General features: G+C 64.9%; 11 protein-coding genes. 6 read left to right on the top strand and 5 right to left on the bottom strand.

Annotated features, from left to right (window positions below; genetic code table 11):
* Positions 1-40 precede the first annotated feature (40 nt).
* Positions 41-1,108: a zinc-dependent alcohol dehydrogenase gene (locus tag AC239G_RS14945; protein ID WP_487489193.1), complete on the bottom strand. Its 1,068-nt coding sequence runs from the start codon at positions 1,106-1,108 to the stop codon at positions 41-43.
* The gene (gene shiA, locus AC239G_RS14950; protein ID WP_420095619.1) at positions 1,108-2,472 is read right to left on the bottom strand and encodes a shikimate transporter; all 1,365 of its coding nucleotides are present in this window, start codon (positions 2,470-2,472) and stop codon (positions 1,108-1,110) included. The genes AC239G_RS14945 and shiA overlap by 1 nt, the downstream gene beginning before the upstream one ends.
* A 156-nt stretch (positions 2,473-2,628) precedes the next feature.
* Here shiA and AC239G_RS14955 point away from each other — a divergent pair, with 156 nt between their 5' ends.
* Both AC239G_RS14955 and AC239G_RS14960 read left to right on the top strand, forming a co-directional pair.
* Positions 2,629-3,426 (top strand): IclR family transcriptional regulator domain-containing protein, encoded by a 798-nt coding sequence (locus AC239G_RS14955; protein WP_248283913.1) that lies wholly within the window; start codon positions 2,629-2,631, stop codon positions 3,424-3,426.
* A gap of 73 nt (positions 3,427-3,499) precedes the next feature.
* On the top strand, positions 3,500-3,979 hold the full coding sequence (locus AC239G_RS14960) for a putative immunity protein (protein ID WP_482400711.1): 480 nt from the start codon (positions 3,500-3,502) through the stop codon (positions 3,977-3,979).
* 188 nt (positions 3,980-4,167) lie between these two features.
* Here AC239G_RS14960 and AC239G_RS14965 read toward each other — a convergent pair whose 3' ends face one another.
* The 3 genes from AC239G_RS14965 to galU form a co-directional block, all read right to left on the bottom strand.
* The gene (locus tag AC239G_RS14965) at positions 4,168-6,324 is read right to left on the bottom strand and encodes a hypothetical protein (protein ID WP_487489194.1); all 2,157 of its coding nucleotides are present in this window, start codon (positions 6,322-6,324) and stop codon (positions 4,168-4,170) included.
* Positions 6,325-6,440: 116 nt separating this feature from the next.
* Positions 6,441-7,037, bottom strand: a complete 597-nt coding sequence (locus tag AC239G_RS14970) for a GNAT family N-acetyltransferase (protein WP_139468299.1) — start codon at positions 7,035-7,037, stop codon at positions 6,441-6,443.
* 83 nt (positions 7,038-7,120) lie between these two features.
* The gene (gene galU, locus AC239G_RS14975) at positions 7,121-8,023 is read right to left on the bottom strand and encodes a UTP--glucose-1-phosphate uridylyltransferase GalU (RefSeq protein WP_139468177.1); all 903 of its coding nucleotides are present in this window, start codon (positions 8,021-8,023) and stop codon (positions 7,121-7,123) included.
* A 45-nt stretch (positions 8,024-8,068) separates the two neighbouring features.
* Here galU and AC239G_RS14980 point away from each other — a divergent pair, with 45 nt between their 5' ends.
* The 4 genes from AC239G_RS14980 (at position 8,069) to mscL (ending at position 10,758) form a co-directional block, all read left to right on the top strand.
* Positions 8,069-8,812, top strand: coding sequence for a 5-formyltetrahydrofolate cyclo-ligase (locus AC239G_RS14980; RefSeq protein ID WP_487489195.1), 744 nt, complete (start codon positions 8,069-8,071; stop codon positions 8,810-8,812).
* Positions 8,813-8,935: 123 nt separating this feature from the next.
* Positions 8,936-9,253: an FmdB family zinc ribbon protein gene (locus AC239G_RS14985; RefSeq protein WP_139468176.1), complete on the top strand. Its 318-nt coding sequence runs from the start codon at positions 8,936-8,938 to the stop codon at positions 9,251-9,253.
* Between the two features lie 163 nt (positions 9,254-9,416).
* The gene (locus tag AC239G_RS14990) at positions 9,417-10,046 is read left to right on the top strand and encodes an SAF domain-containing protein (RefSeq protein ID WP_487489196.1); all 630 of its coding nucleotides are present in this window, start codon (positions 9,417-9,419) and stop codon (positions 10,044-10,046) included.
* Positions 10,047-10,296: 250 nt separating this feature from the next.
* On the top strand, positions 10,297-10,758 hold the full coding sequence (mscL, locus tag AC239G_RS14995; protein ID WP_062862383.1) for a large conductance mechanosensitive channel protein MscL: 462 nt from the start codon (positions 10,297-10,299) through the stop codon (positions 10,756-10,758).
* The last annotated feature ends 31 nt before the right edge of the window (positions 10,759-10,789 follow it).

Raw genomic sequence — 10,789 nt, forward strand, 5'->3', positions numbered from 1 at the left:
CGCAGACCGACCGCTGAAAATGCCCGTGTGCGCTATTGAGTCACGCCTGCAGATCCACCCACTGCTTCACTCCGGGCCGACTTGCTCTTCTCCTCGCGAAAAATTCTGGCAGATCATTGAGCGAAAGGCCCGGGCCCACTATTCCTTCAGACGGCAGTTCGTTGAGCATCGCCACCGCTGTCGCCATGTCATTCGGATGTTCGTAGATGAAAGAGCCACGAATGCTCAGCTGCCGTTGGACGATATCGAAGCTCGACGCGCCGAGGCGGTCCTGATCCTCTCCGACGATTGTGACCTTTGCGAAAGGAGAGAGCTGGTCGACGACTGCGGCGAGTCCCTTTGAGACTCCGGCCGCATCGATGACGACCTGAGGTGCCGGGCCGGCGCTGGGGACGAATGCCCGGGCTCCGAGCTCGACCGCTAATCGGAGCCGGGTCTCGTCCGGTTCACTCACCCAGGGACGATAGCCGAGATCCACGAGAACGAGTATTGCCAATAGTCCTTGAGCTCCGGCACCGATGATGAGGACGTCTTCCCCTCCATGCAGCTCGGTACGTCGGATCGCCGCAGCAGCAACCGCCAACGGTTCGGCGCATACGGCGCGCTCCACAGGTATCCCAGCCGGCACGCGGTGGCAGAATCCGCTGGGATGGTCGACCACCTCGGCGAGGAATCCCGGCTGAGTGAGCACGCCGGCGCTCAGCCGGGAGACACATGCCGAGGTCATGCCCCGAAGACAGTACTCGCACCGCCCACAGGTGATGTTGGGTTCAAGCGCGACTCTGTCGCCGATCGCCCATTCCTCGGCCCCGCGCCCCACCTCGATGACCTCTCCGATACCTTCGTGTCCGAGTCGCCACGGCAGCTCGGGAGGCGTCCGCGAACCGGAGGCCAGGCTGAGATCGGTGCCGCAGATTCCCACCGCGAGCATCCGCACCCTCACATGCCCGGAGGCAGGGCGCCCAGGCGGTCCCGGTCGAGTGAGGACCTCGACGCGACCTGGCGCGGTGATCTCGACAGACCGGATCGTTCCGCTCGAGACAGACTTCGCTTCGACGCGCTTCTCAGCGGTCGGCATGGCGGCGGCGAAAGAGGGGCGGCGAACCATCAGGCGGACACGACCTGAGTGGATTCGACAGTGGAGCGTTCGGCGCGGCGGCCGATCTGCCATTTGCGCACGAGGTGCATGGCGATCGAGATCGAGATGAGGCAGCCTCCCCCGAGGTAGGCCGCCACGAGGTACCAGGTCCCGTTGCCGAGCCCGACGAGGAATGTCGCGATGAAGGGGGTGAAGCCGCCAGCGATGGCACTGGCGAGCTGGTATCCGACGCCCGCTCCGCTGTAGCGGAATTCTGGGCTGAACATCTCGGCGAACAGCGGCTGCTGGACGCTGACGACGGCATCGTGGGCGATGTTGATGAGCAGCACGGCGAAGATGACGATGCCGACGATGTTGCCGGCCTCGAGGAAGAGGAAGAACGGGACCGCGCTGACGAGGCCGATGACGCCGCCGGTGAGGTAGACCCGCAGTCGTCCGTAGCGGTCGGAGAGGTAGGCGAAGGCAGGGATCGTGACGATGCCGAGACCGCCGACGAGGAGCGTGATGTTGAGCATGATCTGTCGATCGAGCCCGAGCTGCTCGGTCGAATACGACAGAGCGAAGGTCGTGACGATGTACATGGTCAGCAGTTCGATGAACCGCAGGCCGACGATCTGGAAGATCTGTGCGGGATAGCGTTTGAAGGCCTCTAAGATCGGCAGCTTCGCGGTCTTGTCGGTCTTCGCATTCTTCACACGCTCGACGTACTCCTCGGATTCCTCGACGCCTGCACGGATCCACAGCCCGACGAGGACGAGGACGGCGCTGAAGAAGAACGGAATGCGCCAACCCCAGGCGAGGAATGCCTCAGCGGAGAAATTGCTGCTGAGCAGAGCCACGAGCCCGGTGGCCAGCAGCAGGCCGAAAGAATATCCGATCTGCACTCCGCTGGAGAAGAATGCCCGCAGCTTCGACGGTGCGCTTTCGACGGCCATGAGCGCCGCACCGCCCCATTCCCCGCCGACGGCGATCCCCTGGATGCAACGCAGCAGCACCAGCAAGGCAGGAGCGAGCCAGCCGACGGATTGGTAGGTCGGCAGGAATCCGATGAGAGCAGTGGCCACGCCCATGATCGTCATCGTCCACACGAGCATGGACTTGCGCCCGAGGCGGTCGCCGAAGTGGCCGAAGATGATGCCGCCGAGCGGGCGGAAGATGAATCCGACGCCGAAGGTCGCGAATGCGGCGAGTGTTCCCGCATGGGAACTGTAGTCGGGGAAGAAGAGCTCCCCGAAGACCAGTGCGGCGACGATTCCGTAGAGGAGGAAGTCGTACCATTCGACGACTGCGCCGATGAACGACCCGGCGGCGGCCCGCCTGGCCCGCTTGAGTTCCGCGGAGGCTCCCGCGTGCGTGCTGTCCGGTGCTGACATGACATTCCCCTTCGAATGATGGCCTCGCGGTTCCTCCGCGATGAGGGCGTGCTCGTGCTTGTCGCAGATCACAGTATCACGATGTGCGGTAAACGTACATATGTGCACATAGCGCACAATGCAGAATGGATCGGACCTTGCCGATACCCTGGGACGGTGAAGTCAGAGAAGAATTCAGGAGCAGATGCGTCGACCGGCGACCATTACGTGAAGTCTGCCGAAAAGACGCTGTCGGTGCTGTTGGCGTTCACTTCTGACGATCCGCGACTGACGGTCACTCAGGTTGCCGAGGCGACGAGTCTGACTCGGGCTGCTGCCCGCAGGTTCCTTCTCACGCTCGTCGATCTCGGGTATCTCAGCAGTGACGGCACCCAGTTCTCGCTCACCCCGCGCGTGCTCGACATCGGTGCAGGGTTCCTCGCCGGGCTCGACCTTCCGAAGGTCGCTCAGCCCCATCTCAACCGGCTCGCGAACGATCTCGACGAATCCGCGACGCTGAGCATCCTCGATGAGGACGATATCGTCTACATCGCCCGCGCCACTGCTCCGCGGCTGCACACCGTCACCGTCAATCTCGGCAATCGACTGCCCGCCTGGGCGACGTCGATGGGCCGGATCCTCGTTTCCGAGCTGCCGCCGAGGGATCGGCAGGCTTTCCTCGACCGCACCGAGATCTCCACATTCACCGACAGGACAGTGTCGTCCAGGGAGGAGCTCGGCAGGGAGCTCGAGCGCATCCGCGAACAGGGATGGTGCCTCGTATCGCAGGAGCTCGACGAGGGGCTGCGAGGATTGGCCGTGCCCGTCCGCCGAGGCGATACCACCTTGGCCGCGCTCAATGTCTCATTGCACACGTCCCATCTGCGTGGACTCTCGATCGAGGACGACGTCGTCCCACGCCTACAGGCCGTCGCGGCGTCGATCGCTGAGGACTTCGGCGGGCGCTCCCAATGACGAACAGCTGCCCCGCCGCAAGGGTGGTCGTCCGGGTTCATCCGTGATCCTGCCGGAGGTCCGAGATCCTCGGATGATCACGATTCGCCGAGGCGGCTCCCTCACCGATGCCGACCACCGTCTTCTCGCGCTGTGGGCCGCCGACTGCGCCGAACACGTCCTGCCGTTCTTCGAAGCCGTCTGCCCCGAGGATGAGCGACCTCGCGAAGCCATTGCCGCCGCCCGGGCGTGGGCAGCTGGTGAAATGCCGATGATGGAGGCTCGCGCTCTCGGCGGTCATGCCATGGGTGCGGCACGACCCTTGCGTGGGCCACCCCGGTTCGCCGCTTATGCGGCGGGGCAGTCGGCCTGTGTCGGACACGTCGCCGAACACGATCTGGGGGCGGCGGCCTACGCGATCAAAGCGGTCCGAGGGACATCGGGGAAGGACCTTGGGGCCGGTCGTGCCGAACGCGACTGGCAGCGTGACCGGCTGCCGAATGAAGTCCGCGAACTCGTGCTGGAAGATCAGGCACGCCGCGATGCGATCTGCTGGTCGGTCTTCAGCGCCTGATCGCTGGCGGCACCCTCCACGGCAGACAGCACGCTTTAGAACGGGTGCTATCTGTCGTGAAGCTGGCTGCCAGTGACTCACCCTCGTGGACACCGTAACCCTGGCATGCAGAAGCCCCGCCGATTGGCGGGGCTTCTGCGTCGGCATCGCGAAATCCGTGCGGACCTCGCTTCAGCGACTTCGGGGCTTCACGCGCGCCGGCGAGCGAGAACGTCGTTGACGGCACCGAGGTCGGCGGCCTTCGTCGTCCGGATCGCCTTGCGCCCGTGGCCAAGGGGTCCTTCCTCGCGGGCGGAGTCGCTGAGTTCCGGCCGGTAGCCGAGCTCTTCGGCGAACTGAGCCGCGATATCTTCACGGCTGCGGGCCTCGGTTTCGTACGAGCTGGCATCGGCCGCCGATGCCGAGGGCACCGGATGCTCGGCTTCGGGTGCGTCGACATAGCTGGGCACCGGCAGCGGAGTCGGCGACCAGCCGTCGCGCGATTTCAGGCGTTGCATGAACGGGTCATCGACCGTGCGAGCCGCCGCATCAAGTGCAGCGTGCACATCCGCATCGACTTCCTTTCGACCGGCCGCATCTGCGACGGTTTCGGTCTCAGTGAGGAGGTCGGCTCCGAGCGAGACCGGGGTCTTGGTGGACTCGGTCCGAGCCTTTTCTGCAGACGTCGCCGAGGCGGCGTCGGCATCGTTCTCGCGGTCGATGTTGGTACCCGTCGCCTTCGGCTCTGCCGTCGACGTTGATTCCGCGGTGACGACGGTGCCCGACGTCGAGGCGGCCTCCGAGCCGGCGGCCACCTCGGCGGAAGTCGCGTCACCGTCTGCGGTGGCGTTCTCCTTCACGACCGGGATCGGTCCGGTGAGGAGGACCTGGCGCGTGGTGTGGCCCTCGGCGGCTTCCTTGCGGATGCGCACGAGCGGGATCTCTCCGGTGTCGGCCTCTTCGCGGGACTTCTTCGCCGCGGCGGAGCGGTTCATCGCAGCGCGAGCCTGCGCGGCCTTCGCCGCCGCGCTTGTGCCCTGGGCGGCCGCGGCGATCCGGGCAGCGGTTCCGCTCGAGGTCGATGCCGGGGCCGTGCGAGGCTGCTGCTTGACCGGAACGGTCTGCGACTTCGCGGACTTCGCGCCCGTGCGAGCTGGCTGCGATCCAGCTACAGGCTGAGCATCAGTCGTCCTGGCTGTGGCAGTCTGTCGTGCCGTGGCAGTCGACGGTTCGGCCGATTTCGGCTCGGCGGCACGCTCGACCTTGGCGGCGCGCTCCGGCTCAGCGGCACGCTTCGGCTGGCCCGCTGACCGTGACCGTGCGGTCTCCTGCAGACGTCGCAGCTTCTTCTTCGTCTCCCGCTTGCGCAGATTGAGCGTGCGCACGAGGAAGAGAGTGACGACCGCGAGCCCGAGGAAGACACCGGCCAAGGCGATGTGCACGACCGAGAAGGCCGCGAGCACACTCGACACAAGGATGCCGAGAACCGAGGCGAGGAAGACCAGGGAGAAGCCCCTGACCATGGTGTTCAGCGACTTCAGTGACTCCCGCAGGGTCGTGGCTTGCTCGGTCATCGCATGTTCCTCATCGGTTCCGATGGTCGGATTGGAAATCTGTCGGTTCTGTCCATCTGTGCCGGCCATCCCCTCGCCGAGGTGGCCGCCGCGTCCCGTCCGGGACTGGCCCTCGCGTGGTCCGCCGCCGTGAGGAGCCGGACCGGCACCGCCCGAAACCGTCCGGTTCGTCGACGCCGCGTGACCGGCGCCGGTCGAGTGCGGCGGATGGGCCTGTGGCGAACGGCCCTGTCTGTCCGACTGCCCGACGGAGCGGCCGCTGTCGTTGAAGACGGCATGGACCGCGGGGTGGAGCAGTCGCACATTGTCAGTGGCAGCGCCTGCACGAACACCTGTGTCAGTGCCGACGCCTACGCTGGAAACGACAACACTGCGACCGACGGCCGCATGGTCGGCGGACAGGGAGGAGTAAGTTTCACCGACCGCAACGGGAAGGACGTTGAGCTGGGCGTGCTCGGCAGCCTCGGTGATGGTGTGTGCTTCGGCGTGACCGTCGATGACGGCGAGCTCGGGAGTGGAGGCCGAGAGACTCAGCTTCGGGGCCTCGACTTCCTGTGAGACGTCCGGGGTCGGAACCGACGGCACCTTCCGAGGTTTGTCGTGGAAGACCTGGATGCGCTCCGAATGGTCGTGCCCGGGGATGGCTGTCTCGGCAGAGACGACGGCCGCATTGTCCGGAACCGTGTCGATTTCGACGCGCGAGAGATCCGTCGCGGACTTCCGAATCATTGCGGGCACAGCAACGGCGAAGACCACGACGATGGCGATGACGACGATGATGCTGGTGTCCACAATGCCACCCTAAGTTGCAGGCATCAGGGAAGTCGTGAAGACGCGAGGTGTGTCGGTCAAACTGGGGCGAAGTTCACCGAATTCCCAGGTGGCGGCTGGACGTCCCCGGTTCGCGCCTACCACCCGCCGGTGCCGTGCCGGTATGCGGCCAGCAGACCCTGAGGGACCTCCTCGGCGAGGAGGGCGAAGGTGCGGTGGTCGCACCACTGCCCATCGATGTGCATGTACTTCTCGCGCAGCCCCTCATCGCGCAGACCCAGCTTCTCGACCACGCGCAGGCTCGCGGTGTTCTCCGGGCGGATGTTGATTTCGATGCGGTGGAGTCCGAGGGCGAAGAAGCAGTGGTCGGCGGCCATCGCCACGGCGACCGGGGTGATACCGCGCCCGGCCACGCGCGAGTCGATCCAGTAACCGATCTGCCCGGACAGGATCGAACCCCAGCTCAGTCCCGATACGGTGATCTGTCCGCGGAAGTTCCCGTCGACCTCGATGGCGAACGGCACGGTCTGCCCGCGTTTGGCCTGTTTGTCCTGCATCCGCACCATCGTGCGGAACCCCGGCAGCTCCTGGCCCGGCGCAGGCAGGGTCGCATCCCACGGGCGCAGCCAGTCGCGGTTGAATCGGCGGACCTCTCGCCAGGCCTCTTCGTCGCGGCGGCGCAGCGGTCGCAGCACGATATCGGACTGTCGATCAGTCAGGATGACAGGCCACACACGGCTGCCCTCGCTCTCGGGATCAAGGTCGGTCTGCCCGGATGGGCTGAACCAGGACGGTCGGCTCGGAGCCGTGTCGGCGCTCAGTCCAGCGTCGGCACGAACTCGCGCAGCCACGCTTTGAGATCGTCGCCGAGGTCCTCCCGGTCGCATGCGATCTGCACAACGGCCTTGAGGTAGTCGAGCTTGTCTCCCGTGTCGTAGCGAGCGCCCTTGAACACGACTCCGTAGACGCCGTGGCCCTCGTCGTCTCCGGCGAGCTCCTGCAGGGCATCGGTGAGCTGGATCTCGTTGCCGCGTCCCGGCTTCGTCGTCTCGAGGACATCGAAGATCTCCGGCGCCAGCACGTAGCGGCCGATGATGGCGAGATTCGACGGAGCATCCTCGGTGGCGGGCTTCTCGACGAGGTCGGTGACCTTGACGACCTCGTCGTCAGCAGTGGACTCGACGGCGGCACAGCCGTAGAGGTGGATCGCCTCGGGCGGAACCTCCATGAGGGCGACGACACTGCCGCCGGTCTTCTCCGCGACCTCGATCATCTTCGGCAGGATCGGGCTGCGCTCATCGATGAGGTCATCACCGAGGAGGACCGCGAACGGCTCATTGCCCACATGCTGACGCCCCTTGAGCACGGCATGGCCGAGTCCCTTGGGGTCGCCCTGGCGCACATAGTGGATATCAGCGAGTTCCGAGGGATGGCGCACCGCGGCGAGCTTCTTGTCGTCGCCCTTCTGCGCGAGCGCTGCCTCGAGCCCGTCAACCCGGTCGAAATGATCCTCCAGCGGCCGCTTGTTCCGACCGGTGATCATGAGAACGTCCTGCAGACCGGCATCGACGGCTTCCTCGATGACGTACTGGATCGCCGGCTTATCGACGACCGGGAGCATCTCTTTGGGGGTGGCTTTCGTGGCGGGGAGGAACCGAGTTCCGAGACCGGCGACGGGGATCACGGCCTTGCGAACGGTGCGCTGCACTTCATCACTCATGAAGTCATCTTAACGAATCCGCCAACCCCGGTTAGTCTGAAATGCGTGGACTCACAAACTTCGAAGGCGCAGCTGCGGTCCCGCATCCGCGCAGCTCGCGCAGACCGCTCCCTCATCGAGGCGACTCCGGGGACCACGGCGGCTGCGGGGACGGTGGCGGCCGCTGCGTGGGACCTCATCCGAGAAACACCGGTTCGTTCCCTTCTTGCCTATGCGGCGCTGCCCGGAGAGCCGGACCTCGACCCGGCACTCGATCAGTTTCTCGCATCCGGCGGCACCGTCTACCTGCCCGTCGTCACCAAGGTGGGCGAACCTTTGATGTTCGGCCAGGTCACTGGTTCAATGGCCAGCCTGAGACCGCAGGGCCGATGGGGAATCCGCGAACCGGCCCGGGATGGTGAGCTGCTCACCGCCGCACAGCTGCTCTCCCCCACGATCGGCCTCGACCTCGTCTTCGTCCCCGCCCTGGGCTTCGGCACCGATGGTGCTCGGCTGGGAAACGGAGGCGGCTTCTACGACAGGACCTTCGGCCCGCACGGGGCCGAGCCTCTCGGGTCGGGCGTTTTCGGATCGGGACGTCCTGGTTCCGAGCCCCCTGGTTCCGAGCCCCCTGGTTCGGAACGCAATGGTTTGGCAGCTTCTGGTTCGGCAGCTCCTGGCTCGGGTCCCCGCGTTGTCGGGGTGTGCTTCGCCTACGAGCTCAACCTCAAGGGTCTCGCCGCAGAAGTCTGGGACCTGCGCATCCCGGAGGCCGTCACCGACGACGGAACTCACATCTTCACGGCCTGACCGTCGGGAATCAGCACCCACTCGCGCGTGTTGATATGTGGATAACCTTGTGCATATCCCGGACCGGTGCTCCGGGGAGGTTCCGACGTGCACTATAATCTTGTCGTCGAAGAAAGGTCTCGAATGCCCGTCTACTCCTACGCCTGCAAGAGCTGTGGTCACGCCTTTGATATTCATCAGGACTTCAGCGATGACTCGCTCACCGTCTGCCCGGAATGCCAGGGCCGCCTGAAGAAGGTCTTCGGCGCCGTGGGCATCAGCTTCAAGGGATCCGGCTTCTACGCCACTGACTCCCGCTCGAGCAAGTCGAGCACCGTCAGCTCCTCGAGTTCAGACTCCTCCTCGAAGGAGTCCTCGAGCTCGTCGTCGAAGGAATCCTCCAGCACGTCGACTTCGTCATCGAGCAGCTCCTCGGCAGCGAGCACCCCAGCCGCAAGCTGAACAACGCCGGTCGCCGGCGCACCTTCCCAGCCGCTAGCCGACCGAATGCCGCGACGAACCGCCTCTCGTCACTCAGACACCGATCGCCTGTGGACGGCACGAACTGTCCACAGGCAAGTTCCGTACCCTTGCCGCGGGCCGCGCACCGCCGCAGACTCGGCGCATGGGCATCTTCCACCGCATCCGGTCCTCGTCTTCTGGCTGGTCACGGCCGTCTCGCATTCGGCCGCAGCGCATCCTCGCCGCCGTCTGCCTCGCGTGCGCCTGCGCTCTTGCCGTCTGGGTGCTCACACCGAGCAGCGCAGGAACGGCGATCGTCGTCGCGAAGTCGGACCTGGCGCCCGGAACCGAGCTCAAGGCCCAGGACCTCACTCTCACTCAGTTCCCTTCCGACCTCGTCCCCGACAAGGCATTCAGGTCCGTTGAAGAGGTGAAGGGACGGGCAACCTCGGCGGGGTTGTCGAAGGGATCACCTCTGACCTCGTCGATCGTTCTCGATCAGCAGGCGCTGCCGAAAGGCAGTCGCGATCTGCTCATGCCGATCCGTCTGGCCGATGACGCCTCGGCGGCACTGCTCCAGCCGGGGCAGAAGATCCGACTCTTCTCGTCCCTGCCCGACGGCGGGTCGGAAGTCGTCGTCGAGAAAGTGACGATCGCCCGCCTCGTCGACAAACCCGAAGGAATAGCCGCGGAGTCAGGACAACTTGTTTCCGTGATCCTCTCCGCCGATGATGCCGGGCGTGTCGCCGAGTTCGCCGGACTCCCCATCAGCTTTGCGATCCTCCCTCGCTGAGCTATGCCATCGCCGGACCGTCCGCCCTGCTGATCTGCGGTGGTCGGAGACGTCTGCGTTCACCGGACGGACGCTCATCACTGCAAACCGATTGCCCGGAGCATCACAGCGATTACCCGAAGCGTCAATACGATGATCAGACTCGCAGAACATTTCTGCTGACAATGAGTTACCCATGTGTACTATTGGAACGTAATTGAGCTATTCGATAACAGCATTTCAGTGAACACACACCGAAAGGGTTTCTCTAATGCTTAAGGGATTCAGAGACTTCATTCTCCAGGGGAATGTCGTCGAACTCGCAACAGCGGTCATCATCGGCGGCGCTTTCACCGCCATCGTCACCGCCTTCTCCGACAAGATCATCAACCCGCTCATCGCCGCTGTCGGTGGTGCTGAGGGACCGGCCCTGCAGATCCCGCTCAAGGAAGGCGTGCCCGAGGCCACCCTTGATATCGGTGCGGTCATCACTGCGGCCATCAACTTCCTCATCGTGGCCGCCATCGTCTACTTCATCATCATCGTGCCGATGAACAAGCTCAACGAGCTGCGCAAGCGCGGAGCTCCCGAAGAAGAAGTTCCTCCGACCACCGAGGATCTGCTCGGCGACATCCGCGAGATCCTGCGCAACCAGGTTGCCTCGCCTGCCGGACCTGCCGAGGGTCCCGCTACCGACGGTCCGATCGATCCGAACCAGCCTCCGCGGCACTGATCACCAGCCGATCGCGAAGAAGGCCCGCTCT

Source organism: Brevibacterium sp. Lmc1, from assembly GCF_057654315.1.